The 25,858-nt window shown below is 72.8% G+C and carries 18 protein-coding genes and 3 pseudogenes; 11 read left to right on the forward strand and 10 right to left on the reverse strand.

Annotation, left to right across the window (positions count from 1 at the left end; genetic code table 11):
- Positions 1–13: 13 nt before the first annotated feature.
- A complete protein-coding gene (locus OHQ87_RS15775) occupies positions 14–2,059 on the reverse strand; it encodes a beta-galactosidase (protein WP_328338593.1) in 2,046 nt (681 codons plus the stop codon).
- A 280-nt stretch (positions 2,060–2,339) separates the two neighbouring features.
- Here OHQ87_RS15775 and OHQ87_RS15780 point away from each other — a divergent pair, with 280 nt between their 5' ends.
- The 4 genes from OHQ87_RS15780 to OHQ87_RS15795 all read left to right on the forward strand — a co-directional run bounded on the left by OHQ87_RS15780 (position 2,340) and on the right by OHQ87_RS15795 (position 7,917).
- Positions 2,340–3,671, forward strand: coding sequence for an ABC transporter substrate-binding protein (locus tag OHQ87_RS15780; RefSeq protein WP_328338595.1), 1,332 nt, complete (start codon positions 2,340–2,342; stop codon positions 3,669–3,671).
- Positions 3,672–3,693: 22 nt separating this feature from the next.
- On the forward strand, positions 3,694–4,653 hold the full coding sequence (locus OHQ87_RS15785) for a carbohydrate ABC transporter permease (protein ID WP_328338597.1): 960 nt from the start codon (positions 3,694–3,696) through the stop codon (positions 4,651–4,653).
- Entirely contained in the window at positions 4,650–5,570 is a 921-nt protein-coding gene (locus OHQ87_RS15790) for a carbohydrate ABC transporter permease (protein WP_328338599.1), read from the forward strand. The genes OHQ87_RS15785 and OHQ87_RS15790 overlap by 4 nt, the downstream gene beginning before the upstream one ends.
- Positions 5,571–5,769: 199 nt before the next feature.
- Entirely contained in the window at positions 5,770–7,917 is a 2,148-nt protein-coding gene (locus tag OHQ87_RS15795; protein WP_328338600.1) for an alpha-galactosidase, read from the forward strand.
- Positions 7,918–8,019: 102 nt separating this feature from the next.
- On the opposite strand, the gene OHQ87_RS15800 is transcribed toward OHQ87_RS15795, so the two are convergent.
- Positions 8,020–9,423, reverse strand: a complete 1,404-nt coding sequence (locus OHQ87_RS15800) for a cellulase family glycosylhydrolase (RefSeq protein WP_328338602.1) — start codon at positions 9,421–9,423, stop codon at positions 8,020–8,022.
- Between the two features lie 426 nt (positions 9,424–9,849).
- Between OHQ87_RS15800 and OHQ87_RS15805 the strand changes: the two genes are divergently transcribed.
- Both OHQ87_RS15805 and OHQ87_RS15810 read left to right on the forward strand, forming a co-directional pair.
- On the forward strand, positions 9,850–10,812 hold the full coding sequence (locus OHQ87_RS15805) for a TIGR03557 family F420-dependent LLM class oxidoreductase (protein WP_328338604.1): 963 nt from the start codon (positions 9,850–9,852) through the stop codon (positions 10,810–10,812).
- A gap of 5 nt (positions 10,813–10,817) precedes the next feature.
- Positions 10,818–11,225, forward strand: coding sequence for a hypothetical protein (locus OHQ87_RS15810; RefSeq protein WP_328338605.1), 408 nt, complete (start codon positions 10,818–10,820; stop codon positions 11,223–11,225).
- Between the two features lie 364 nt (positions 11,226–11,589).
- Here OHQ87_RS15810 and OHQ87_RS15815 read toward each other — a convergent pair whose 3' ends face one another.
- The 7 genes and pseudogenes from OHQ87_RS15815 to OHQ87_RS15840 all read right to left on the reverse strand — a co-directional run bounded on the left by OHQ87_RS15815 (position 11,590) and on the right by OHQ87_RS15840 (position 16,955).
- On the reverse strand, positions 11,590–12,453 hold the full coding sequence (locus tag OHQ87_RS15815; RefSeq protein WP_328338607.1) for an endonuclease/exonuclease/phosphatase family protein: 864 nt from the start codon (positions 12,451–12,453) through the stop codon (positions 11,590–11,592).
- Positions 12,454–12,463: 10 nt separating this feature from the next.
- Positions 12,464–13,957, reverse strand: a complete 1,494-nt coding sequence (locus OHQ87_RS15820; protein ID WP_328338609.1) for a phosphatase PAP2 family protein — start codon at positions 13,955–13,957, stop codon at positions 12,464–12,466.
- An 82-nt stretch (positions 13,958–14,039) separates the two neighbouring features.
- A pseudogene (locus OHQ87_RS15825) lies at positions 14,040–15,039 on the reverse strand (YihY/virulence factor BrkB family protein).
- Positions 15,032–16,039 carry a diacylglycerol/lipid kinase family protein gene (locus tag OHQ87_RS15830; protein WP_328338611.1) on the reverse strand — a complete coding sequence of 336 codons (1,008 nt, stop codon included), beginning with the start codon at positions 16,037–16,039 and terminating at the stop codon, positions 15,032–15,034. Before OHQ87_RS15830 ends, OHQ87_RS15825 begins: the two are co-directional and overlap by 8 nt.
- 128 nt (positions 16,040–16,167) lie before the next feature.
- Positions 16,168–16,347, reverse strand: a pseudogene (locus OHQ87_RS31385) (Clp protease N-terminal domain-containing protein); the annotation flags it as partial.
- A gap of 183 nt (positions 16,348–16,530) precedes the next feature.
- Positions 16,531–16,722: pseudogene (locus OHQ87_RS31390) on the reverse strand (Clp protease N-terminal domain-containing protein); the annotation flags it as partial.
- Positions 16,719–16,955: an HTH domain-containing protein gene (locus OHQ87_RS15840; protein WP_067310060.1), complete on the reverse strand. Its 237-nt coding sequence runs from the start codon at positions 16,953–16,955 to the stop codon at positions 16,719–16,721. The pseudogene OHQ87_RS31390 and the gene OHQ87_RS15840, both read right to left, overlap by 4 nt.
- A 115-nt stretch (positions 16,956–17,070) precedes the next feature.
- Here OHQ87_RS15840 and OHQ87_RS15845 point away from each other — a divergent pair, with 115 nt between their 5' ends.
- The 4 genes from OHQ87_RS15845 (at position 17,071) to OHQ87_RS15860 (ending at position 22,269) form a co-directional block, all read left to right on the forward strand.
- Positions 17,071–17,901 (forward strand): PP2C family protein-serine/threonine phosphatase, encoded by an 831-nt coding sequence (locus tag OHQ87_RS15845; protein WP_328338615.1) that lies wholly within the window; start codon positions 17,071–17,073, stop codon positions 17,899–17,901.
- A 54-nt stretch (positions 17,902–17,955) separates the two neighbouring features.
- On the forward strand, positions 17,956–18,786 hold the full coding sequence (locus OHQ87_RS15850; protein ID WP_328338617.1) for a universal stress protein: 831 nt from the start codon (positions 17,956–17,958) through the stop codon (positions 18,784–18,786).
- Between the two features lie 126 nt (positions 18,787–18,912).
- On the forward strand, positions 18,913–21,315 hold the full coding sequence (locus OHQ87_RS15855; protein WP_328338619.1) for a phosphoketolase family protein: 2,403 nt from the start codon (positions 18,913–18,915) through the stop codon (positions 21,313–21,315).
- Between the two features lie 87 nt (positions 21,316–21,402).
- Entirely contained in the window at positions 21,403–22,269 is an 867-nt protein-coding gene (locus OHQ87_RS15860) for a universal stress protein (RefSeq protein ID WP_328338621.1), read from the forward strand.
- Positions 22,270–22,290: 21 nt separating this feature from the next.
- Here OHQ87_RS15860 and OHQ87_RS15865 read toward each other — a convergent pair whose 3' ends face one another.
- Positions 22,291–24,642 carry a heavy metal translocating P-type ATPase gene (locus tag OHQ87_RS15865; RefSeq protein ID WP_442930462.1) on the reverse strand — a complete coding sequence of 784 codons (2,352 nt, stop codon included), beginning with the start codon at positions 24,640–24,642 and terminating at the stop codon, positions 22,291–22,293.
- Positions 24,643–24,829: 187 nt separating this feature from the next.
- On the opposite strand from OHQ87_RS15865, the gene OHQ87_RS15870 reads away from it, so the two are divergent.
- Complete coding sequence (locus OHQ87_RS15870; RefSeq protein WP_328338623.1) at positions 24,830–25,840, forward strand: Acg family FMN-binding oxidoreductase; 1,011 nt, start codon at positions 24,830–24,832, stop codon at positions 25,838–25,840.
- The last annotated feature ends 18 nt before the right edge of the window (positions 25,841–25,858 follow it).

Genomic DNA, 25,858 nt, shown 5'->3' on the forward strand with positions numbered 1-25,858 from the left:
AACGGTACGCAGGTCAGGCCGCTGCGGCCGGGGACGGCTCACCCGCTGGGACCGCCACCGTCGCCGCCCGCTCCTCCCGGACCACCGCCACCTCGCCGGCCGGCACCCGCAGCGTGCCGCCGCAGGGCTGCCCGGTGAGCAGGTCGGTGCCGGTCACGTCGAGGGTCGCCTCGTCCTCGGTGTGGTTGAGCACGAACAGCCAGGACCGGTCGTCGGCGTGGCGGCGGACCACCTCGACGCCGGGCGGGGCGGCGACCGGCGGCCGGACCCCGGCCTCGGTGAGCAGCCGCACCACCAGGGCGTCGGTGGCCGCCTCGTCGAGCCGGGTGGCCAGGTACCAGGCGGTGCCGTCGCCGACGCGGTGCCGGGTCAGCGCGGGCACCCCGGGCAACGGCCCGTCCTCGTACGACGCCACCACCTCGGCACCCTCCGGGTGCAGCCACTCGGTCCACACGTCGGCGGTGGAGCCGTCGTCGAGGGTGACCTGCTCGCCGGCCAGCAGCGGGAAGAACTCCTCGGTACGCACGCCGAGCAGTTCCCGGAACGCGCCCGGGTAGCCGCCGAGCCGGATGTGGTCGTGCTCGTCGACGATCCCGCTGAAGTAGGTCACCAGCGCCGTCCCGCCCCCGGCGACGTACCGGCGCAGCGCCTCGGCGTCGGCGTCGCGGGCCAGGTAGAGGGTGGGGACGAGGACCAGCCGGTAGCCGGACAGGTCGGCCGACGGGTGCACCACGTCGGCGGTGACCCCGGCCCGCCACAGCGCGTCGTAGAGCGCCCGCATCCGGTCGGTGTAGGTGACGTCGACGCTGGGGTGGGAGTCCAACTCGACCCCCCACCAGGCCTCCCAGTCGAACAGGATCGCCACCTCGGCCTCGACCCGGCTGCCGCGTACCTCGGCCAGGGCCTTGAGGTCGGCGCCGAGCCGGCAGACCTCGTCGAAGACCTTGGTGTCCGGGCCGGCGTGCGGGACCAGGGCGGAGTGGTACTTCTCCGCGCCGGCCCGGGAGGCCCGCCACTGGAAGAAGAGCACCCCGTCGGCGCCGCGCGCCACGTGGGCGAGGCTGTTGCGGCGTAGCTGGCCGGGAGTCTTGGCGACGTTGCGGGGCTGCCAGTTGACCGCGCTCGTGGAGTGCTCCATCAGCAGCCACGGGGCACCGCCGGCGACGCCCCGGGTCTGGTCGGCGGCGAACGACAGGCCGAGGTGGGCGTTCGGGTCGGTGGCCATCAGGTAGTGGTCGTTGGCGACCAGGTCCACGTCGGACGTCCAAGAGTGGTAGTCCATGTGCTTGGCCATGCCGATCATGAAGTTGGTGGTGACCGGCTGGCGGACCCGCCGCTTGAGCACCTCCCGCTCGGCGCGGAGCTGGGCGCGCTGCTCGTCGGAGGAGAACCGCAGGAAGTCGAGCTGCTGGGTGGGGTTGGCCATGGTCAGCGTGGCCCGGGGCGGGTTGATCTCGGCCCAGTCGTGGTAACGCTGGCTCCAGAAGGCGGTGCCCCAGGCGTCGTTGAGCCGGTCGAGGTCACCGTAGCGCCCGCGCAGCCAGCCCCGGAACGCCTCGGCGCTGACGTCGCAGTAGCAGTGCACGTTGTGGCAGCCCAGCTCGTTGGAGACGTGCCACATGACCACCGCGGGGTGCTCGGCGTAGCGGTCGGCGACGGTCTCGACCAGGGCGAGCGAACGCTCCCGGAAGATCGGCGAGCTGGGGCAGTACGCCTGCCGCCCGCCGGGCCACCGCACGGTGCCGTCGACGGTACGCGGCAGCGTCTCGGGGTGCCGGTGGGCCAGCCACGGGGGCGGGCTGGCGGTGGCGGTGGCCAGGTCGACGTGGATGCCGCCGGCGTGCAGCACGTCGAGGGCCCGGTCGAGCCAGCCGAACTCGTACCGGCCGGGGGACGGTTCGAGCAGCGCCCAGGAGAAGATCCCGACGGAGACCAGGTCGACCCCGGCCCGGCGCATCAGCGCGACGTCGTCGGCCCAGACCTGCTCAGGCCACTGCTCGGGGTTGTAGTCGGCGCCGAAGTGGATCCCGTCGCCCTGCCAGCTGCCGTGTTGCCGCATGAGTGCAGAGCGTGCCCCCAGCGGACGATCAAGTCAACACTTTCCAACATCGACCATCTTTCCAACGTTTACCGCTCGGATCGCCTGTCAGCACACAGATATCGATCCGGAGCTGCCCCCTTGACAGGGCGGCACGGACGGGTAGCTTCAAGCGCCACCGGGAGTTCGTGTTTGCCAATGTTCGTTCTCGGTGGATCTATGTTGGCATTTCCGAACTGCCGCTCCCCCACCACTGACGGCCCTTCGGGCGCAGCGCACCTCTTCATCCGCAGGAGGCACCATGTCCCGTCCCCGCACCGAAGCCGAGTACCTCGCCCGGCTCGTACCGTCCTCCGTCGCCGGCATCGGCCGACGCTCCCTGCTCACCGGGGTCGGCGCGGGCGCGCTGCTCGGCACCGGGCTGCTCGCCGGCTGCGGTTCCGACTCCGGCTCCGGCTCGGGCGGCGACAGCAAGGAGGTGTCGGTCGGCTCCAACCAGTCCGACCCGCAGCCGAAGGCGGTGATCGCCAAGGTGATGGACGGGTTCAAGGCCGCGTCCGGCGTCGCCCCCAAGATCAACACGGTGGACCACAACACCTACCAGGAGAACATCAACAACTACCTCCAGGGCAAGCCGGACGACGTGTTCATGTGGTTCGCCGGCTACCGGATGCGGTTCTTCGCCGCCAAGGGCCTGACCGGCGACATCAGCGACGTGTGGGGCAAGCTCTCCGGCTACTCCGACGCGTTCAGGAAGGCGTCCACCGGGGACGACGGCAAGCAGTACTTCGTACCGTCGTCGTACTACCCGTGGGCGGTCTTCTACCGCAAGTCGGTCTGGAAGCAGCACGGCTACCAGGTGCCGACCACCATCGACCAGTTCACCGCCCTCGGCGCGCAGATGAAGAAGGACGGCCTCACCCCGATCGCCTTCGCCGACAAGGACGGCTGGCCGGCGATGGGCACCTTCGACATCCTCAACCTGCGGATCAACGGCTACCAGTTCCACATCGACCTGATGGCCGGCAAGGAGGCGTGGACCTCCGACAAGGTCAAGAAGGTCTTCGACACCTGGAACGGCCTGCTCCCGCTGCACCAGCCGGACAGCCTGGGCCGCACCTGGCAGGAGGCCGCCCAGTCGTTGCAGCAGAAGAAGAGCGGCATGTACCTGCTCGGCCTCTTCGTCGCCCAGCAGTTCGGCAACGACGAGCAGGACGACATCGACTTCTTCACCTTCCCCGAGATCGACCCGGCCATCGGGGCCAAGGCGCTGGACGCGCCGATCGACGGCTACATGCTGGCCCGCAAGCCCAAGGCCGAGGCCAACGCCAGGAAGCTGCTGGAGTACGTCGGCTCCAAGGAGGCCGCCGACATCACCGTGAAGAACGACCCGACCACCCTGGTCGCCAACAGCGGCGCGGACACCAGCGGCTACACCGCCCTGCAGAAGAAGGCCGCCGAGCTGGTCGGCTCGGCCACCGAGATCGCCCAGTTCCTCGACCGGGACACCCGGCCGGACTTCGCCTCCACCGTGATCATCCCGGCCCTCCAGCAGTTCATCAAGAACCCCAGGGACATCGACGGGCTGGTCAACAGCATCGAGAACCAGAAGAAGTCGATCTTCACCAGCTGACGGCGAGAGGGGGAGGACCGTCGTGTCCGACCTGCCCCTGATCCAAGCGGATCACGCCGTGGCGTCGCCGGCCCCGACCAGCCCCTCCCGGGGTGGTCGTGGCCGGCGGCTACGGCTCCTGTCCCGCACCGACCGCGTGGTGATCACGCTGATGGTGCTCGTACCGCTGCTGCTGGTGGTGGGTCTGGTCTGGCTGCCCGCGCTGGCCACCGTGGCGCTCTCCGGCACCGACTGGGACGGCATCGGCCCCCTGAGCGAGATCGACTGGGTGGGCGGCCGGAACTACGCCGACGTGGTCGGCAACTATCCGCCGTTCGTGCCGGCGATGCAGCACAACCTGCTCTGGCTGGCCGCACTGTTCGTGGTGGCCACCCCGCTCGGGATGTTCCTCGCCGTGCTGCTCGACAAGGAGATCCGGGGCAGCCGGTTCTACCAGACCGCGCTCTACCTGCCTGTGGTGCTCTCGCTGGCACTGATCGGCTTCGTCTGGCAGCTCATCTACTCCCGCGACCAGGGGCTGCTCAACGCCGTCCTGGGCGGCCAGACCGACTGGTACGGCGACCCGCACGTCAACATCTGGGCGGTGCTGGTGGCGGCCGGCTGGCGGCACGTCGGCTACATCATGCTGCTCTACCTGGCCGGACTCAAGGGGGTCGACCCGTCGCTGCGGGAGGCCGCCTCGGTCGACGGGGCCTCGGAGACCAGCACCTTCTTCCGGGTGGTCTTCCCGGTGATGCGGCCCATCAACATCATCGTGCTGGTGGTGACCGTGATCGAGTCGCTGCGCGCGTTCGACCTGGTCTGGGTGATCAACAAGGGCCGCAACGGGTTGGAGCTCATCTCGGCCCTGGTCACCCAGAACGTGGTAGGCGAGGCGAGCCGGATCGGCTTCGGCTCCGCCCTGGCGACCATCATGCTTGCCATCTCGCTTGTCTTCATCACCATCTACCTGGCCGTCGTCATGAGGGAGGGCCGGCGATGAGCACGTCGACCACGACCCGTCCGCAGGCGTCGGGGCCGGCATCGAAGCCGGCCCCGCGTCGACCGCCGCTGCGCCCCGCCCGGGTGGTGCTGCACCTGTTCCTCGGCACGGTCGCGGTCGGCTGGCTGTTCCCGATCCTCTGGGCGGTGCTGACCTCGCTGCGCTCGTACGCCTACACCGCCGCCAACGGGTACGTCTCGCTCGGCGGGTGGACGTTCGACAACTACGTCACCGCCTGGCGGACCGCCGAGTTCGGCAAGCACTTCCTCAACTCGGTCTACATCACCGTCCCGGCGGTGCTGCTGACCCTCTTCCTCGCCTCCTGCGTGGCGTTCGTGATCGCCCGGTTCTCCTGGAAGCTCAACATCGTCCTGCTCGGGCTCTTCACCGCCGCCAACCTGCTGCCCCAGCAGGCGCTGCTGATCCCGCTGTTCCGGATCTTCACGCAGGTGCCGCTGCCGGAGTTCATGAGCGACTCGGAACTGCTCTACGACAGCTACTGGGGGCTGATCCTGGTCAACGTCGCCTTCCAGTGCGGCTTCTGCGTCTTCGTGCTGAGCAACTACATGAAGGCGCTGCCCCGCGACCTCTACGAGGCGGCAATGGTGGACGGGGCGAGCATCTGGCGGCAGTACTGGCAGGTGACCATGCCGCTGTGCCGGCCGGCGCTGGCGGCCCTGGCCACCCTGGAGGTGACCTGGATCTACAACGAGTTCTTCTGGGCCACCGTGCTGATGCGTACCGGCGACAAGTTCCCGGTCACCAGCTCGCTGAACAACCTGCGCGGCGAGTTCTTCACCGACAACAACCTGGTGTCGGCCGGCTCGGTGCTTGTCGCCATCCCCACCCTGGTGATCTTCTTCCTGTTGCAGAAGCAGTTCGTCAAGGGCCTGACGCTGGGAGCGTCCAAAGGCTGAGGTCACCACCGCCCCCACCCACCCACACATGCGCGCGAGAGCGGTATTCCTGGCAGGCATGAATATGACCCACAGGCATACCGCTCTCGCGCGGTACTGACACCCGGCGACCTCACCCACATCGCCCCGCTCCCGCACAGCGCGACGACGGCGACCGACCGTGACGGATGCCGGGGTGCCCGCACCGGAGATGAGCGCCATGACCGATCCGACCGTGATCCACCTGCGCCGGGGCCGCACCAGCCTGGTGCTCGACGCACGCGGCCCGGGGCTGCCCCGGATCGTCCACTGGGGGGACGACCTCGGTCCGCTGCCCGCCGACGACCTGCCGGCCCTGGTCGACGCCACCGTGCCGCCGGTGGTGCCGAGCAGCTTCGACGCGCCGACCGTGCTGTCCCTGCTGCCCGAGGCGAGCGCCGGCTGGAGCGGCCGGCCCGGTCTCGCCGGCCACCGCGCCGGCCGCGACTGGTCCACCGCCTTCCACCTCGACAACCTCGACGTCGACGACCCCGGCACCGACAACGGCACGGCGCGGGCGAGCGTGCGGGCGACCGACCCGGGCGCGGGGTTGACCCTGACCGTCGAGATCACCCTCGACCCGGCCGGGGTGTTGACCGTGCGGCACCGGCTGCGCAACGACGCCGAGAAACCCTACGAGGTACGCGAGCTGACGCCGGTGCTGCCGGTGCCACCGGTCGCCACCGAACTGCTCGACCTGACCGGGCGCTGGTGCCGCGAACGCGCGCCGCAACGGCACCCGTGGCCGCAGGGCGCCTGGGTCCGCGAGGGCCGGCACGGCCGTACCGGGCACGACGCCACCCTGCTGCTCGTCGCCGGCACCGCCGGATTCGGCTTCGGCCACGGCGAGGTGTGGGCGGTGCACACCGCGTGGAGCGGTGACCATGTGACCGCCGCCGAACGCCGGCCGACCGGGGAGTCCACCCTGGGCGGCGGGGAACTGCTCGCCCCCGGCGAGATCGTCCTCGGCCCCGGCGACGAGTACGCCACCCCGCTGCTCTACGCGGCGCACTCCACCACCGGGCTGGACGGGCTCAGCGACGTGCTGCACACCCACCTGCGCGCCCGCCCGGAGCACCCCCGCACGCCGCGCCCGGTCACCCTCAACGTCTGGGAGGCGGTCTACTTCGACCACGACCTGGACCGGCTGCGGGCGCTCGCCGACCGGGCCGCCGAGGTGGGGGTCGAGCGGTTCGTCCTCGACGACGGCTGGTTCACCAATCGCCGGCACGACCGGGCCGGCCTGGGCGACTGGCAGGTCGACGCCGACGTCTGGCCCACCGGGCTGGCACCCCTCGTCGACCACGTACGCGGGCACGGCATGCAGTTCGGGCTCTGGGTCGAGCCGGAGATGGTCAACCCCGACTCCGACCTGTTCCGCGCCCACCCCGACTGGGTGCTCACCACGCCCGGCCGGCTGCCCCTGCCGTGGCGGCATCAGCAGGTGCTGGACCTGGCCCACCCGGCGGCGTACGCACACCTGCTCGACCGGCTCGACGCGCTGCTTACCGAACACCCCGGGATCGACTATCTCAAGTGGGACCACAACCGGGACCTCACCGAGGCCGGGCACGCCGGTCGGCCCGGGGTGCACGCGCAGACCCTGGCGGCCTACCGGCTCCTCGACGAGTTGCGCGCCCGGCACCCGCACCTGGAGATCGAGAGCTGCTCGTCCGGCGGGGCCCGGGTCGACCTGGAGATCCTGCGGCGTACCGACCGGGTCTGGGCCAGCGACTGCAACGACGCCCTGGAACGGCTGTCGATCCAACGCTGGACCGGCCTGCTGCTGCCCCCGGAGCTGGTCGGCACGCACATCGGCCCGGAGCGCTCGCACACCACCGGCCGGGTGCACGCCCTGGGCTTCCGGGCGGTCACCGCGCTCTTCGGCCATCACGGCATCGAGTGGGACATCGTCGCGATCAGCGATGTCGAACGGGCCGAGCTGGCCGGCTGGGTGGCCCTGCACAAGCGGCTCCGGCCGCTGCTGCACACCGGCCGGGTGATCCGGCTCGACCACCCGGACCCGGCCGTCCAGGCGCACGGCGTGGTCGCCCACGACCGCTCCCGCGCGGTGTACGCGGTGTCCCGGCTGGCCACCTCCGCCACGCAGACCCCCGGCCCGGTCCGGCTGCCCGGTCTCGACCCGACCCGCCGGTACGCCGTCCGACCCGCCGAGGGGGTGCCGGAGCCGGCGACGTTGCAGATCACCGAACCCCGCTGGCTGCCCGGCGTGACGCTGGGCGGGTCGGTGCTGGCGACGGTGGGCCTGCAACTGCCCGCCCTGCACCCGGAGCAGGCGCTGCTCCTGGAGGTCGACGCCGTCGACTGAACCGGGCCGGTCGGGGCTGGACGGGGTCGGCGCGGTGGGCGTACCGGAGAAGGAGGTGGCCGGGTCCGGACGGACCCGGCCACCGGTGGATCGGACGTGCGCTCAGCTCGCGGTGCAGGTCACCGTGGGGGCCGGGTTGCTGCCGTTCCAGCTGCCGATGAAGCCGAAGGCGGTGCTGGCGCCGGCGCCGAGCCGGCCGTTGTAGTCGACGTTGCGGGCGGTCACGGTGCTGCCGCTGCTGCTCAGCGTGGCGTTCCAGGATTGGTTGACGGTCTGGCCGTTGGCGAAGGTCCACTTCGTGGTCCAGCCGCTGATGGCCGCGTTGCCGGCGGTCACCCTGACCTCACCCTGGAAACCGCCCTGCCACGAACCGGTGATCGCGTAGGTCGCCGTGCAGCCACCGGTCGCCGGCGGAGTCGTGACGGGCGGGGTGGTCGGCGGGGTCGTGGTCGGCGGGGTGGTCGGTGGAGTCGTCGGCGGGGTGGTGGGCGGCGTGGTCGGCGGGGTGGTCGGGGTGGTGCCGGAGTAGACCGACGCCTCCTTCGACGTCGCCTTGATGCCGTTGGCACCGTTGAAGATCCGCTGGCCCCAGGTGGTCAGGGCGGCCGGGTTGAAGTTGGTGGTCATGTCGAGGTACTCCACGCCGCCACCGTTGCCGCTCCACGACCAGCCGAGGTAGCCGATCCCGTTGGCCTGGGTGTAGGACAGGATGGTGTCCTCGTCGGGGTTGCCGTCGGAGTGGTCGAAGCCGAACTCGCCCACCACGATCGGCAGCTTGGCCGTGCGGAACCGGCCCAGGTAGTCGCTGATCTCGGCGGCGGTGTCGAAGACGCCGTACATGTGGATGGAGAAGACCGTGTTCTTCTGCGGGTCGGCGGCGAACACGCCTGCCGCGTTGTCCCGCATGGTGAACGACCAGTCCTGACCCCAGTTCGGCGCGTCCACCATGATCGTGTGGGCGATGCCGCCGGCGCGCAGCCGCTTGATCGCGTTGGCGTTGTCGGTGGCCCAGGTGGCGTAGCCCTGGTTGCCGTACGGCTCGTTGCCGATGTTGACGATGACGTACCGCTCCTGGCCCTGGAGGGCGCTGGCGATGCTCAACCAGTAGTCGACCGCCCGGTCCAGGGTGATCGCCCCGGCCTGCTCGCCGTAGCCGGTGGTGTCGTGCACCTCGAGCACGCAGATCAGCTTGTTGGCCTTGCAGAGCGAGATGACGTTGCTGACGTCGGCGGCGGTGTTCTTGGTCCAGCGGTCACCGCTGGCCAGCACCACCCGCACGGTGTTCGCGCCGAGCGCCTTGATGTTGGCGAAGGAGGTGGTCTGCTGCGGGTACCAGGTGTGGGCGTGGTTGACGCCACGCATGATGAACTCGTTGCCGTTGGCGTCGTAGAGCTTGCCACCGGAGACCGAGAAGCCGGCCGCGGCCTGGGCCGGTTGCCCGAAGGCGAACACGGCGGCGAGCACGGTGAGCAGGGCGACGCCGGCGACGGAAAGTCGCTTCTTCATGGGTTTCCTCAGGAAGGTCGACCCCGTTGCCCTGGCGGGGTGGCGATGGTGTGACGGTGGCGCTCGGCTGTAGCCCGACAGCCGCCGCCGGACTCCCAGGCCGCGTGCGGATCAGCGTAGGCCGATGGAATCGGGAAGGCAACCGGTTAAGTTACGGAGCTGGTCCTGCCCCTCCCGGTGGTGACCCACGCCGGACGCGGGTCACCACCGGGATCGGCCATCCCCACCACAGGATGTGACACCACCAGCCTGAACCGGTTAAGTCGGAGGCTAGACGCCAGTCCCGGCACCGTCAAGAGTCCATCCTCGTGGTGACCGGGTTCCGCCGGTGGGCACCCCGTCGGGTGAAGCGGCGGGCATCCGAGGTTGACCGGCACCGGGCAGGGGTATCCGGAGACGATCGTCGCCCGGAAGGAGAAAACCAGGATGGTCAGCGTCGGCTACACCCTGATGTGCGAACAGACCGGCCCCAAACAGTTGGTCGACCACGCGGTACGGGCGGAGGCGGCCGGCTTCGACCAGCTGGTCATGTCCGACCACTACTACCCGTGGCTCGACGCGCAGGGCCACTCCCCCTACGCCTGGTCGGTGCTGGGCGCGGTCGCCCACGCCACCAGCCGGGCCGAGCTGATGTCGTTCGTGACCTGCCCGATCCGCCGCTACCACCCGGCGGTGGTGGCGCAGAAGGCCAGCACCATCGGGGTGCTCTCCGACGGCCGGTTCACCCTCGGCCTCGGCGCCGGGGAGAACCTCAACGAGCACGTGGTCGGCGGCTGGCCGCACGTGCAACAGCGGCACGAGATGTTCTCCGAGGCGCTCCAGATCATCCGTCCGCTGCTCAACGGCGAGACGCTGACCTTCTCCGGCAACCACTTCGACGTCCCCGACGCCTTCGTCTGGGACCGCCCGGAACGACCCGTGCCGATGGCCGTCGCCGCGTCCGGGCCGTCGTCGGCCGCGCTGGCCGCCGAGTACGCCGACGGCATCGTCGCCACCGAACCCGACTCCCGGATCATCCAGCTCTATGACGACGCGGGCGGCGCCGGGCAGCCCCGCTACGGCCAGGTGGCCATCTGCTACGGCCCCGACGAGGCCGAGTGCCGCAAGATCGTGCACGACCAGTTCCGCTGGTTCGGCAGCGGTTGGAAGGTCAACGCCGACCTGCCCGACCCGGACGCCTTCGCCGCCGCCACCCAGTTCGTCCGGGAGGAGGACGTCGCCGAGGGCATCCCCTGCGGCCCCGACGTCGAGCGGCACGTCGAGGCGTTCCGCTCCTTCGTCGACGCCGGCTTCACCCACGTGGCGCTCCTCCAGGTCGGCGGGGACAGCCAGCCGATGTTCCTGGACTGGGCGCAGGAGCAGTTGCTGCCCCGACTCCGCGAACTGTGACCACGGTGGCGGGTCGGGACGGGTCGCGCACCCGTCCCGACCCGCACCCGACCGGTGCCGGCCCCGGCGCATTGCGGCGCGCCCTCGCCGCGCCGCGCCCGACGGCCGGCCTGGGTGGGGACGCGATGGCGTCCCACCCGGCCGCCGACGTCAGCCGGAACCCCTGGCAGGTGCCGATCCTGCGCCGCGACGTCCTCGACGCCCGGCCGTGGCGGGTCGCCACCACCGTCTCGCACTCGGTACGCCACGCGGTGGAGACGGACCTGCCCGGATCACCGCGCCCACCCTCGTGCTCACCGGGGAACGGGACCCGATCGTGCCGCCCCGGTGGCGGCTTCGGCTGCCTCCTGATGATCCTCTTTTCGGTGCTCGCCTCGATCGTCCTGACCGTCCTGGTCAACCTGCTCCTCTGACGACGGCGGAACCGGATCTGGTGCCGCACCCGACGTCGTGCCCCACCGGGCCGGACGGCAGGAGGACCCCGGGCAGCGGCTGCCGCACACGCGGCATGGTGGGTACCACTTGCCCGGAGTAGACATGCCTGCTTGTCATATTTATGCCCCGGCGGCATAAGGACGTGCCGAGATGGTGGCCACCGGACAGGGTGCCCCGCGGGGTGCACCGCGTCGCCGACCGGACGGGCCACCCAGGCGCAAAGGCACCAGGATGAGCCCGGCTCGGTGCGATGACCAGCGCGGCTCGGTGCGATGACCGGTGCGGCTCGGTGCGATGACCGGTGCGGCGGCGTGCAGCCGGCGGGCATCCGCGACGAGCCCGTCAGGCCGGGTCGAGGTCCAGCTCAGCGACGACCGGGTAGTGGTCGGAGGCGTACTCGGTGTCGCCGCCGCGTACCACGTGGAAGTCCCGCAGCCGGGCGGCGAGCGCCGGGGTGCCGAGCAGGTAGTCCAGTCGCATGCCGGAGAACTCGACGCCGCCGCCGTGCCGGGTCGGCGCGGTCAGCCCGGCCTCGGCCGGCCCGCCGGCGTGGGTCGGATCGGCCGGCCCACCGGCGTGGGTCGGATCGGCCGGCCCGCCGGCGTGGTGGGTCCAGAGGTCGACCAGGCCGGCGGCGAGCAGCCGGGCCACCGCCCGGGTCTCCACGGTCCGCCCGTCGCGGCGCAGGTGCCGCCGCCGGTACGCCTCGGGCAGCCGGGCCACCCGGTCGGCGTGCTCGGTGCCCGGGTCGAGGGTGTTCAGGTCCCCGGCGACCAGGGCCAGCTCCCCCGGCGCGCGGCGCAGCGCCCCGGCGAGCCAGCCGGCCTCCACCCGCCGCCGCCACCCGGCGTACGGGTCGAGATGCGCGCTGAGCACGGTGAGCGGGCCGGCGGTGGTGGCCAGTTCCACCCGTTGCGCCGCGTGGTGGAACGGCCGACGGACCGGCCCCGCCGAGCGGGTCGGCCACGGCGGGCGGACCAGCACGGCCACCGGCTGACCGAAGCAGGCGCGGGCCAGGTGCGGGCGCATCCCCAGCCGGTCGGCGAACCCGGCCAGCACCCCCGGCCGGTCGAAGCCGCGCAGCTCCTGCACGGCCAGCACGTCGGGGGCCTGCGCGGCGACGACCCGGGACACCAGGTCCAGCCGGCCGGGGCCGGTGCGGTCCCGGCCGCCGGTCCTGATGTTCCAGGTCATCATCCGCAGCACTGTCGACGGCTCAATCCGGGCGGCCGGCCTTGGCCAGCTCGTCGTCCAGCTCGTCGACCTGTTCCGACTCGATCTCGGGCCGGTTGCCCTCGTACACGTCGGCGTTGGGGCGGATCACCCAGTAGAGCAGCCCGATCCAGAGGCCGCTGAGGATGAGCGCGCCCATGAAGTCCGTCGGGTGGTGCATCCCCCGGTACATCCGGGAGACCGCCACCCCGACCGGCATGATCACGGCGAGCGCCACGAACAGCCAACGCCACCAGCGGTCGGTACGGACGAACACGATGATCGCGACGGCCAGCCAGAGGCAGGTGGTCGCCGCGATGTGCCCGGACGGGAAGGACGAGGTGGGCATCTGCCCGTCCAGGTTCTCCACCGCCGGGCGGGGCCGCTCCACCACCCGGGCCGAGGCGAGGAAGAGGCTCAGCTCGCCGAAGAGCGCCAGCACCACGAAGAGCACGGGCCGCCACCGCTTCCAGATGGCCAGCACCAGCGGGCAGAAGACCAGCGAGACGATCAGGATGGCGTGGGTGTCGCCGAACTTGCTCCACCACCAGCTCAGCTCGGTGAGGAAGTCGGTGTGCCGGTCGGCGAACCAACGCGGCACGTCGGTGTCCAGGGTCTCGAAGACGGTGCCCTTGGCGTGGTAGCTGACGTAGCTGCCGAAGGCGTACAGGGCACCGAAGATGATCACCCAGCCGACGAGCAGTTCGGCCACGGCCGAGCGGGGGTGCTCCAGCACGTGCTCCTCGGCCGGGGCCGGGGTGAGCTTGTCGCCGGCCTCCGGCTCCAGCCCCTCGGTCAGCGGCGGCACCGGCCGGCCGCGCTCGCGCCGCCACAGCCGGAAGGCGTACGCGGTGACACCGAGCCAGGCCGCACCGAGCAGCCAGCCACCGAGCACGTCGGAGACGAAGTGCACGCCCAGCGCGATCCGGGTCAGCCCGACCAGCGCCACCAGCACGGCCGCGATGGCGATCGCCGGCTTGCGCCAGCGGGGCGACATGGCCGGCAGGAAGACCAGCAGCAGCGCCCCGTACGCGACGAACGAGCCGAGCGCGTGCCCACTGGGGAAGCTGTTGCCGGGGGCGCTGGCCACCGGCACGTCGACCACCGGCCGGAGCCGGCCGACCAGGGCCTTGAGCGACGGGTCGAGAATCAGCCCGCCCACCCCGGTCACGATCAGGTAGACCGCCAACCGGGACTGGCGGCGGATCAGCAGGGTGACCACCGCGATGGTGACCAGCCAGATCAGCACCGGCCGACCGCCCAGGTCGGTGACCGCCTGGAGCACGGTGACGAGCGCGTGGTGCGGCGCGACGAGCCCGTTGAACCACTCGGCCGCCTCGTGGTCGGCGTGGTACATCGGGCTCCATTTGAACCTGACGAGCATCAGCAACAGCCCGAAACCGACGCCCGCGCCGGCCACGGCCAACAGGCCGGCGACGCTCCGTTCGGCGAAATGGCCGAGCGGCCGTCGGGCCGTCGTCTCCTTGACCGCGGTCAACCCGCACCTCCCTGCGTCGACGTGGCGAGGCGCGCTGTACCCGATTCCGCCGCCCCGTACACGCCCGTCCGGTGTGGCGGGGTCAGAGTGCTGTCATCTCACCGGTGTCGAAGCTCCACCTGCTCGGCCTCGGGCTCCCACAGGTCGGGCTGGGCCGGCTCGGGAGCGCCGATCCGCATCGCCTCCAACTGGGCGGCGAAGGACAGCCCGCCGAAGAGCGCCATGCCGGTGAGGTTGGCCCAGAGCAGCAACGCCATCATCCCGGTCAACGCCCCGTACGTCTGGCCGAAGCCGCCGCCGAACTTGACGTACCCGGCGAGCAGCAGGCTGGCCAGCCACCACAGGGCGGTGGCGATGCCGGCGCCGAAGAAGAGCCAGGACAGGCCGGGCTGCTTACGCCGGGGGGCGTGCCGGAAGATCACCGCCACCGCGACCACTGTCAGCACCAGGCTCAGCGGCCAGCGCACCGCCTCCCAGACGCCGGCGGCGAGGTCACCCCACTCGTAGTGCCGCTGCACCGATTCGCCCATCGCCCCGCCGCCGACCAGGATCAGGAACCCGGCCAGCGCGGGCAGGCCGGCGACCACGGCGAGCACCGCCGCCCGCAGGTACTTCCGCAGCGCCGGACGGTCCCGTTCCACCCCGTAGATCCGGTTCGCGCCGCGTTCGATCTGGGCCATGGTGGTGGTCAACGCCACCAGGCCGGTGATCAGACCGAGGGTCAGCGCCAACTCGCCCTTGCTCTCGGTGCGGTCGCTGTCGCCGAGCAGGTCCTGCACCACCTGCTCGCTCTGCCCGGGGGTAAGCGCCAGCACGGTGTCGGCGACCACCCGGCCGCCCTCCTCGACGCCCAGGTCGCTGATCAGACCGGTGAGCGCGATCAGGAACGGGACCACGGCGAGGCAGAGTTGCAGGGCGAAGGCCCGGGAGTGGCTGAACCCGTCGCCGTAGCGGAACCGGATGAAGCCGTCGCGCAGCAGGTGCCAGCCACCGAGCCGGCGCAGCGTACGCCAGGCGTCGTCGGCGGAGAGGTCGTCCGACGCCATCAACCGGGTCTCGGGGACGAGCTTGGTGCTACTCACGGCGGGCTTCCTCGACCAGTTTCTCACCGCGCTTCGCCGCCGCGTCGGCGTCGTGGGCCAGGTCGGGGTCCTGGGCCGGACGCGGCACGCAGAGCCAGAGCGACTCGGGTCTGATCTCGGCGGCCAGGGTCCGGCCCGGCGCGATCAGGTCGCCGTCGAGCTGCCGGGGCTGGGCGCGGTTGCTGGTGATGACGACCTTGCGGGCCCGGTGGACCTCCATCCGGGGGACACTGCCCTGCCGGCGGACCAGGGCCCAGCCCATGGCGAGCCAGTGCCGCACCCGGTTGGGGGTGAGCACCGCGACGTCGAGCCAGCCGTCGTCGGGCTCGGCGTCGGTGAGCAGGCGTACCCCGCCCTGGAGCCGCCCGACGTTGGCGACCAGCACGGTACGGGCGCGACGGCGCACCGGGGGCCGGTCGTCGATCCGGATGGTGAGCCGCATCGGGCGGTCCCGCAGGTGCTTCGCGGCCCCCACCACGTACGCGGGCCAGCCGATCCGGGCCTTGGTGGTCTCGGAGGTGTCGGCCAGCATCTGCGCGTCGAAGCCCATCCCGGCCATCACCGCGAAGCACTTGTCGTCGACGACGCCCACGTCCAGCCGGCGGCGTCCGCGCTCGACGGCCACCTGCAGGCCGGCGGCCAGGTCGTTGGAGAGCCCCAGGTTGGCGGCGAGCAGGTTGCCGGTCCCCTGCGGCAGCACGGCGAGCTCCACGTCGGTGCCGGCCAGCGCGGTGACGCAGGCCATCACCGTGCCGTCGCCGCCGCAGGCGAAGACCAGCTGGGCCCCGGCGGCGACGGCCTGCTCGGTCTGCCCCCGGCCGGGGTCCTCGGCGGTGGTCTCGTACCAGGTCGGGGCCGGCCAACCGGCGGCGGCGAGAGCCTCGTCCACGGTCCGGCGGAACTCGTCGAGGTCGGCCACCTTCGTCGGGTTGACCACCACCGCCGAGCGCGGGGCGCGGTTGTCGCCGGTCACCGTACGCTTCTGCTCTGCACCGTCCACGGCGCAAGTGTGCAGCACCCCGGCCCGCTCAGCGACCCGACGACGGTCGACGTTGCATTGACCGCAAACAGGTTTGAGTGGGCCGGGGGCCGGTCGGCGGCTCAGGCCACCGTGCGGAGCGCCAACTCGACCCGTCGGCGCAGGTCGCCGAGGTCCGCGCCCGCCTCGGTCAGCACCACCGCGCCCAGTCCGCCGCCCTCGCGGAGCAGACCGAGCAGGATGTGTTCGGTGCCGATGTGGCGGTGGCGCAGCCGCAGCGCCTCGCGCAGCGCCAACTCCAGCACCTTGCGGGAGCGGGGCGAGAACGGCCCGCCGACCGGCCGCCGCAGCCGCCACCGCCGACGGGGTGCCGGAACGGCCTCGCGCAGGGCGTCCGGGCCGAAGGAGTCCTCGATCCGGGCGACGATGGCCGCCAGGTCGATGCCGATCTCACGCAGCGCAGCGGCGTCCGCCTCGCCGAGCCCGAGCCCGCCGTCGCCGACGTGCCGCCGGACCCGGGCGCGCAGGTCGTCGGCGTCGAGGCCGGCCTCGACGAGCACCCGGCTGGCGAGCCCGTCGCCATCGGCCAGCACGGCGAGCAGCAGGTGTTCGGTGCCGACGGGGCGTCGTCCGTCGCTCCGGGCCTGCTCGACCGCGCGCTGGACGACCGCCCGGGCCCGGTCGGTGAACCGTTCGAACATCATTCCTCCCAGGTGCCGCGGACCGCCGGTCGCCCGGCGTGCTTCTTGTGGACCGCCTGCCGGCTGACCTCGAGCGCGTCGGCGATCTCCTGCCAGGACCAGCCCTGCCGTCGGGCGTTGTCCACCTGGACCACCTCCAGCCGTTCGAGGAGCCGGCGCAGGGCGAGCACCGCGCGCAGGCCGACCCTGGGGTCGGTGCTGCCGGCTGCCGCCGCGAGTTCCGTCGCCTGACTCATGCCGTCAACCTACGTTGACACCGAACCCCTGTCAACCCGAGTTGACGAAATCGACAGGTACCCGACACGACGCCGGACGCCCGGTCCGGGCCGACGGCGGTGCTACCGTCCGCTGGTGTTCCGTCGCCGCACCGCCGACCAGCCCGTCGAGGCGGCCCACCGGCTGCCCGTCGGCCGGTTCGAGTGGGAGGTCGCCGGCGGTTCCGTGGTCGGCGACCGCTACCCGGCCAACTTCGACGTCCTGCACGTCGACCCGGAACTGCCGTTCGTGGCGGTGGTCGACGGCATGGGCGAGGGCGAGGGCAGTCGGATCGCCGGCAGCACCGCGCGGGACACCCTGCACGAGCTGGTCCACGCCGGCTGGCCCGCCGTCGGCCCCCACGAGCTGCGGACCGCGGTCACCGAGGCACAGATCCGGGTACGCCGGGCCGGTGCCGCCCTGGACGAGCTGGCCGGCTGCACGCTGACCGCCCTGCTCGCCGAGCCAGACGGCGCGCTGGCCTGGATCGTCCAGCTCGGCGACTCCCGGGCGTACCGGCTGCGGGACGGGTTGCTGGAGCTGGTCACCGTGGACCACACGATGGCCTGGCTCGGCGTGCTGCACGGCTGGTGGCCGGCGAACTCCCCGGAGGCGGTCCGCGCCCGCTACCAACTGCTGCGCTACCTGGGCCACCCCGACCGGCCGGACCCGGACCTGCTCGGGGTGCCGCTGCGCCCCGGTGACACCTGGCTGCTCTGCACCGACGGGGTCAGCGACCAACTCGACTACCACCGGCTACGGGAACTGCTCTCCGAACCGGACCCGACCCGGGCGGTCCGCGCCCTGCTCGCCGCGACCCTGGCCGCGGGCGGCAGCGACAACGCCACCGCCGTCGTGCTACGCGTACACCGGCGTGACCAGGCCCGTCCGGCCGATCGGGCTCCGCCACCCGCCCCGCGCGACTAGCGTCGGTGGGGACGGCGTGGCCGTACCGTGCGGGACGCCCGGGAGGTGAACCGGATGACCGGATCCACCGGCGGCCCGGTGGTGGTCGGCGTCGGCCCGACACCGACCGACCTCGCGGTGGTCCGGCTGGCCGCCCGGGAGGCCGCCGCCCACGGTCGGGACCTGGCCCTGCTGCACGCCTTCAACTGGGAGGCCGCCCTCGCCGGCCCGTCGCTGGTCGGCAGCCGGGACGCCGCCGAGGAGCTGATCGCCCGCGCCGCCAGCACCGCGAACGAGGTCGAAGCGGGGGTGTCGGTAAGCGGTGAGATCGTCGAGGGGGCCCCGGTCGGTGCCCTGGTCCGCCGCTCCGAGACGGCGTTCCTGGTGGCCATCGGGGACGGCGGGATGGCCGGCTGCGGCAGGTGCGTGCCGGCCGATGCGCCGGCCGTGCAGCTCGCCGCGCGGGCCGGCTGCCCGGTGCTGGTGGTCCGCCCCGACCCGCCGCCTCCGGGGCCGGTGCTGGTCGGCGTGGACGGCTCGCCCGGCTCCCGGGCCGCGCTCGACTTCGCCTTCGGCTGTGCCGTCCGCCGACCGGCCCGGGTCGTCGCGGTGCGGGTGGTCGAGCCGGGGTGGCCCGACGACGGCGACGACCTGCTCACCGCGCTGGTCGCCGAGGTCGGCCGGCACCACCCGGACGTGCCGACGGAGTGCCACACCGTGCACGGCGCCCCCGGGACAGTCCTGGTGGAGCAGTCCCGGTCGGCGCAGGTGGTGCTGGTCGGCGCCCGGGGCGACCAGCCGGGGCGGGGGATGCTGGGCGAGGTGAGCCAGACCCTGCTCTACCACGCACCGGCACCGGTCATCGTCGTCCGTGGCCTGGTTTCCGCCGCACCGGCCGGGGCATGAGGTCCCCGGCCGCCGGGACCAACGGCCCTGACCGGTGACCCCCCGGAACGCGAAGACTGGGTCTGCCCGGGGCGAAACGGCGCTTCCGGGTGCAGAACTCCCCGACCCGCGAGAGGCTTTGGCAGCATGGACACCGCTCTCGACCTGCACAGCCCCCTGACCGACGACGAGCTGCGCCGGCTGGACGCCTACTGGCGGGCGGCGAACTACCTGACCGTCGGGCAGATCTACCTGCTGGACAACCCGCTGCTGCGCGAGCCGCTTACCCCCGAGGACGTCAAGCCCCGGCTGCTCGGCCACTGGGGCACCAGCCCCGGCCTGAACCTGCTCTACGCGCACCTCAACCGGGTCATCGTCAACCGCGACCTGTCGGCCATCTTCGTCACCGGCCCCGGCCACGGCGGCCCGGCGCTGGTCGCCAACACCTGGCTGGAGGGCACCTACAGCGAGCTGTACCACTCGGTCAGCCGCGACGAGACCGGCATGCAGCGGCTGTTCCGCCAGTTCTCCTTCCCCGGCGGCGTCCCGAGCCACGTGGCACCGGAGGTGCCGGGCTCGATCCACGAGGGCGGCGAGCTGGGGTACGCCCTGAGCCACGCCTACGGTGCCGCCTTCGACAACCCGGACCTGCTGGTCGCCTGCGTCATCGGCGACGGGGAGGCGGAGACCGGCCCGCTGGCGGGGAGTTGGCAGTCCAACGTCTTCCTCAACCCGGCCCGGGACGGCGCGGTGCTGCCCATCCTGCACCTCAACGGCTACAAGATCGCCAACCCGACGGTGCTGGACCGGATCCCCACCGAGGACCTGCTCGGCCTGATGCGCGGCCACGGCTACCAGCCGTACCTGGTCGCCGGGGACGACCCGGAGCAGGTGCACCAACTCCTCGCGGCCACCCTGGACCGCGCCTGCGACGAGATCGCCGAGATCCAGCGGGTGGCCCGCTCCGGCGGCCGGGTCGAGCGCCCGCGCTGGCCGATGATCATCCTGCGGACCCCGAAGGGCTGGACCGGCCCGGCCCAGGTCGACGGCAAGCAGGTCGAGGGGACCTACCGGGCCCACCAGGTGCCCATCGCCGAGGTACGCGACAACCCGGAGCACCTGGCCGAGTTGGAGCGCTGGCTGCGCAGCTACCGACCGGAGGAGCTCTTCGACGCCACCGGTGCCCCGGTCGCCGAGCTGGCCGCGTTGCCGCCCAAGGGCGAGCACCGGATGAGCGCCAACCCGGTCACCAACGGCGGACGGGTGCTGCGCGACCTGACCCTGCCGGACTTCCGCGACTACGCCGTCGACGTCCGGCAGCCGGGTGAGCCGGTGGTCGGTGCGGCCGGCGTGCTCGGCACCTGGGTCCGCGACGTGATCACCGCCAACCCGCAGACCTTCCGGCTGTTCGGCCCGGACGAGGTCGCCTCCAACCGGCTCGGGGCCGCCTTCGAGGTCACCGACCGGGCCTTCGTCGGCCGGATCGAGCCGACCGACGACCACCTCTCCCCCGACGGCCGGGTGATGGAGGTGCTCTCCGAGCACCTGTGCGAGGGCTGGCTGGAGGGCTACCTGCTGACCGGCCGGCACGGCATCTTCACCAGCTACGAGGCGTTCATCCACATCGTCGACTCGATGGTCAACCAGCACGCCAAGTGGCTGAAGGTGACCCGGGGCATCCCCTGGCGGGAGCCGATCGCCTCGCTGAACTACCTGCTCTCCAGTCACGTCTGGCGGCAGGACCACAACGGTTTCTCGCACCAGGACCCCGGCTTCATCGACCACGTGGTCAACAAGAAGGCCGAAGTGGTCCGGGTCTACCTGCCGCCGGACGCCAACACCCTGCTCTCCACCATGGACCACTGCCTGCGCAGCCGGCACTACATCAACGTGGTGGTGGCCGGCAAGCAGCCCGCGCCGAACTGGCTGACCATGGACGAGGCGGTCCAGCACTGCCGGCGCGGCCTGGGCATCTGGGACTGGGCCAGCACCGACGACGGCCAGGAGCCCGACGTGGTGCTCGCCTGCGCCGGTGACGTGCCGACCCTGGAGACCCTCGCCGCCGCCGACCTGCTCCACCAGCACCTGCCCGAGCTCAAGGTGCGGGTCGTCAACGTGGTCGACCTGATGCGGCTCCAGCCGTCGTCGGAGCACCCGCACGGCCTGCCGGACAACGAGTTCGACACCATCTTCTCCCGGGACAAGCCGATCATCTTCGCCTACCACGGCTACCCGTGGCTGATCCACAGGCTCACCTACCGCCGGGCCAACCACGACAACCTGCACGTGCGCGGCTACAAGGAGGAGGGCACCACCACCACGCCGTTCGACATGGTGATGCTCAACGACCTGGACCGCTTCCACCTAGTCATCGACGTCATCGACCGGGTGCCCGGCCTGGCCGCCCGCGCCGCCCACCTGCGTCAGGAGATGGTCGACACCCGGCAGGCCTGCCGCGATCACACCCGCCGGTACGGCGAGGACGACCCCCGGGTCGCCGAGTGGCGCTGGATCAGGGAGACCCAGCCGGCCCAACTGGACGGTCAGTGACCCGCCGCCGCCCGCTGTGGGCCGGCCTACCGGCCCAGAGCGGGACCACCACCACCCCGTGACCAGCACCCAGGAGAGGACGAGACGATGAGCACCGACGAGATCCTGGTCGGCTACGACGGTTCCGCCGACGCGGGGTTCGCCCTGGACTGGGCGCTGGCGGAGGCGCAGCGCAGCGGACGCCCGGTCCGCCTCGCGTACGTCTTCGAGTGGCTGACCGTCGCCGGGTGGGTCGGTCCCGGGGTGGCCCCGGGGATCTGGCCGGACGACGACGCCCGACGGCAGGTCGACGAGTTGGTGCAGAAGGCCGCCTCGGACGCCGCTGCCGGCTGCCCCGGCGTCGCCGTGCACGGTGAGGTCTTCGACGGGCCGCCCGCGCTGGTGCTGGAGGAACGCTCCGCCGAGGCCGGGTTGCTGGTGCTCGGCAGCCGGGGTCACGGTGGCTTCGCCGGCCTGCTCGCCGGTTCCACGGCGGTCTCGGTGGCCGCCCACGGGCACTGCCCGGTGGTGGTGGTCCGCGAGGGGCAGGCCAAGGCCGCCGGCCCGGTGGTGGTCGGCTTCGACGGCTCCGACCAGGCCCGCACGGCACTCGGTTTCGCCGTCGAACGGGCCGCCCAACGGGACACCCCGCTGCGGGTATTGCGGGCCTCCGCACCGCCGGACGACCGTTGGCGGCCGTCCGAGCCCTACGCCGAGGCGACCCTCGCGGCGGACCGGGTCGAGATCGAGGAAGCCCTCGCCGGATGGCGGGAGACCTTCCCCGACGTCCCGGTCACGGTGGAGATCGCCCCGGCCCGACCGGCCGCCGCGCTCGTCGAGGCGAGTCGGGAGGCGCAGCTCGTGGTGGTCGGCAGCCGGGGCCGGGGCGGGCTGCGCGGGATGCTCCTCGGCTCGGTCGGCCAGCAGCTCATCCAGCACGCGCACTGCCCGGTCGCGGTCGTCCGCGAACGCTGACAGCCCGCCGGGGTCGGCGGCTCACCGGTGGCCGGGAACGGGCGGGGTGGGCGGGTCGGGGGCCAGGGAGGAGTAGTCCTCCTCTTCCCGGGCCAGGTGCAGGCGCAGCACCGCGTCCAGCCCGTACAGGCTGGCGAGCAGGTCGGGCACCTGGTCGGGGCGCAGCCGCCCGTCCGCCTGGGCCAGGTGACCGCCGATCCGGTCGACCAGCCGGTGGATCTCCACGTGTTCCCGGCTCATCGTGGACGTCGCCTCGTCGCCGCCGAGTGGCCCGGTCAACGCCGGATAGAGCTGCCGCTCCTCGGCGCTGTCGTGCGGCAACACCTCGTCGGTCAGCCGGCGGTGCGTGTCGCGCAGCGCCGGCAGGCACCCCTCGGCCGTCGGTCGGGTCGCCACCAGGTCGGCGGTGTCGCGTACCCGGGCAAGCACGTCGCGTACCCCGGCGTGCTGGCCGGCGTACCGGTCGAGCAGCTCGCGGGTGGCCGGCGGGACGTCCCGGCGGCGCAGCCCACCGCGCAGCGCCCGGAGCGCGTTGAGGATCACCAGCACGTCGATGCCCTCCTGGAGGAAGGCGCCCGCCACCGGCGGCAGCCGACCGGCGGCAGCGACCAGCATCGCCAGCACCGCAAGCCCCATCCCGACGGCGGCGCTCTGCACCGCGATCCGACGGGCGTACCGGGCGATCTCGACGGCGTCGGCGAGCCGGTCCAGCCGGTCCACGGTGATCACCGCGTCGGCGACGTCCGCCGAGGCGGTCGCCCCGGTGGCCCCCATCGCCACCCCGACGTGCGCCGCCGCCAGCGCGGGCGCGTCGTTCACCCCGTCGCCGACCATCACGGTGACCGCCCGCCGCGACTCCTGCCGGACCCGGGCCACCTTCTGCTCCGGGGAGCACCGGGCCAGCGCCTCGTCCACCCCCACCAGCCGGGCCACCTGCTCGGCGGTACGCGGTCGGTCCCCGGTGAGCAGCAGCAGCCGGGTCAACCCGGCCTCCCGCAGCCGGCGTACCGTCCGCCGGGCGTCCGGGCGGACCGGGTCCTCCAGCAGGATCGCGCCGAGCGGGCCGTGGTCGTCGCTCACCCACACCGTCGACCAGCCGGCCAGCTCGGCCCGGTCCCGGGCCAGCTCCGCCCAGTCGGGCAGATCACCGCTGAGCTGCCCGACCCGCACCGGCCGGCCGTCGACCCGGCCGCTGACCCCCCGCCCCGGTTCCTCGGTCACCTCCGTCGGCTCGACCAGCGCCAGCCCCCGCTGACGGGCCTGCCGCACCAGCGCCACGGCCAGCACGTGCGGGGAGAGCTGCTCCACCGACGCGGCCAGCCGCAGCACCTCGTCCCGGTCACCACCGGGGGCGACCACCGTCTCCGCCGCCCGGGGCCGCCCGGCGGTCAACGTGCCGGTCTTGTCGACAAGCAGGGTACGGGCCCGGCCGAGCAGCTCCAGCGAACCACCGTCGCGCACCAGCACGCCCCGCCGGGCCACCCGGGACAGCCCGGAGACGATCGCGATCGGGGTGGCCAGCAGCAGCGGGCACGGCGTCGCCACCACCAGCACGGCCACCGCCCGGACGAACTCCCCCGACCACCACCAGGCCACCCCGGCCAGCAACAGGGTGAACGGGACGAACGCCGCCGCATACCGGTCGGCGAGCCGGACCGTCGGCGCCCGGTGGGCGGTCGCCTCCTGCGCCAGCCGGACGATCCCCGCGTACGTGCTGCCCGCCGCGTCCCGGGTGGCCCGCAGGCCCACGGCGGCACCGGCGTTGACGACCCCGCTGGGCACCTGTTCCCCGGCGGCCCGGCCGGCCAGTTGGGACTCACCCGTCACCACCGACTCGTCGAGCGTCGCCGGGGCCGCCAGGACACCGTCGACCGGCACCACGTCACCCGGCCCGACCAGCAGCTGGTCGCCCACCGCGACCCGGTCCAGCGCAATCACCTCGATGCCCCCGTCGGGGGTGCGCCGCCGCGCCTGCCGGGGGGCCCGCTCCAGCAGGGCGCGCAGGTCACGGGTCGCCCGCCCCTGGGCGTACGCCTCCAGCGCCCGACCGGTCGCCACCATCACCGCGATCACCGCACCGGCCAGGTACTCGCCGACCAGCAGCGCGCCGGCCAACGCCAGGACGGCGATCACGTCCACCCCGAACCGCCGCCGCCACAGCTGACGCAGCACCGCCCAGACCGCCGGCACCAACGCCACCAGGGTCACCGCCGCCCAGATCCCGTCGGCGGGGCCGCGCCGGCCGGTCAGCCACAGCGCCGCCCCGGCCAGCACCGCCGCGGCGAGCAGGGTCAGCGGCGTCCACTCGCGCCAGTGCACCCGGTGCCGGCCGGCCGGCCGCTCCGGAACGCACTCCTGCGGTGCCGTGCCCACCTGCGGATCGTCCCAGCGGCCCGACGCCGGCGACACGGAACCGGGAAACCACCGGGCCGAAAGGCCCCCGAGGAGGGACCTGCGGACCCTGCGCCCGGCCGCACCGGGCAGGACAGGATGGAGCGGCATCCCCGCCCGCGGACCGACCGGGTGGGGCACGATGGGGAGAAACGGAAAGGTCGTGCCGATGAGCCACCAGACGCCCGCGACGGACCGCCCGCTGACCACCGCGCTCGCGGAGGCGGCCGCGACGGCCGGTCACGCCCCCTCGGTGCACAACACGCAGCCGTGGCGGTGGCGGGTCCTGCCGGACGCCCTCGAACTGCGGGTGGTCCGGGACCGGCAGCTCACCGCCGCCGACCCGGAGGGTCGCCTGCTGGCGCTGAGCTGCGGCGCGGCCCTGCACCACGCCCGGGTGGCGCTGGCCGCCGAGGGCTGGACGGCGGTGGTCGAGCGGCTGCCCGACCCGCAGCAGCCGGACCTGCTGGCCCGGTTGACCGGCCTGGACCGCTCCGGGGCCGACCCGGACGCGATGCGTCTGGTGCAGTGCATGCAGGTGCGGCACACCGACCGTCGGCCGGTCAGCGACGAACCGGTGTCCGGCGGGGCGATCGACGACATCGTCCGCGCGGCGGACGCCGAGGGTTCCCGGTTGCAGATCCTCGACTCCGACCAGGTGATGGAGTTGGCCGCCACCGCCTCGCACGCCGCGACGGTGGAGGCGGAGGACCCGCAGACCCGCGAGGAGTTGCAGTACTGGACCAACCGGGCGGGCAGCGGCACCGGCCTGCCGCCTGAGGTGCTGCCGCACGACCAGCCGCAGACCACCGTCCCGGCCCGCGACTTCGGCAGCCCCGGTGACCTGCCGGTGGGCCCTGGGCACGACCGGGCCGCCGCGTACGGGCTGCTCTACGGCGACGAGGACGAACCGGACAGCTGGCTGCGGGCCGGCGAGGCGCTCTCCGCCCTCTGGCTCGCCGCCACCCGGCACGGGGCGTCGGTGGTGCCGCTGTCCGGCGTGGTCGAGGTGCCCGGCACCCGGCAGACGCTGCGGCAACTGCTCAGTGGGCTCGGCTACCCGTACCTGGTGCTGCGGATCGGGATCGCGGACCCGGCGCACGCCGGCCCGCCGCACACCCCGCGGCTGCCCACCGAGCAGGTGGTGGACACCTCCGCGGTCCGCGAACAGCGGGCCTGACGGTCTCGTGTCGGGCGG

Origin of the sequence: Micromonospora sp. NBC_00421 (assembly GCF_036017915.1) — a bacterium.
In the GTDB taxonomy this organism is placed as follows: Bacteria; Actinomycetota; Actinomycetes; order Mycobacteriales; family Micromonosporaceae; genus Micromonospora.

Coding starts and splice junctions, on each gene's coding strand:
- OHQ87_RS15795 (WP_328338600.1), top strand. CDS start 5,770: ATGACCGATCCGACCGTGATCCACCTGCGCCGGGGCCGCACCAGCCTG.
- OHQ87_RS15800 (WP_328338602.1), bottom strand. CDS start 9,423: ATGAAGAAGCGACTTTCCGTCGCCGGCGTCGCCCTGCTCACCGTGCTC.
- OHQ87_RS15780 (WP_328338595.1), top strand. CDS start 2,340: ATGTCCCGTCCCCGCACCGAAGCCGAGTACCTCGCCCGGCTCGTACCG.
- OHQ87_RS15775 (WP_328338593.1), bottom strand. CDS start 2,059: ATGCGGCAACACGGCAGCTGGCAGGGCGACGGGATCCACTTCGGCGCC.
- OHQ87_RS15805 (WP_328338604.1), top strand. CDS start 9,850: ATGGTCAGCGTCGGCTACACCCTGATGTGCGAACAGACCGGCCCCAAA.
- OHQ87_RS15855 (WP_328338619.1), top strand. CDS start 18,913: ATGGACACCGCTCTCGACCTGCACAGCCCCCTGACCGACGACGAGCTG.
- OHQ87_RS15870 (WP_328338623.1), top strand. CDS start 24,830: ATGAGCCACCAGACGCCCGCGACGGACCGCCCGCTGACCACCGCGCTC.
- OHQ87_RS15850 (WP_328338617.1), top strand. CDS start 17,956: ATGACCGGATCCACCGGCGGCCCGGTGGTGGTCGGCGTCGGCCCGACA.
- OHQ87_RS15790 (WP_328338599.1), top strand. CDS start 4,650: ATGAGCACGTCGACCACGACCCGTCCGCAGGCGTCGGGGCCGGCATCG.
- OHQ87_RS15840 (WP_067310060.1), bottom strand. CDS start 16,955: ATGAGTCAGGCGACGGAACTCGCGGCGGCAGCCGGCAGCACCGACCCC.
- OHQ87_RS15860 (WP_328338621.1), top strand. CDS start 21,403: ATGAGCACCGACGAGATCCTGGTCGGCTACGACGGTTCCGCCGACGCG.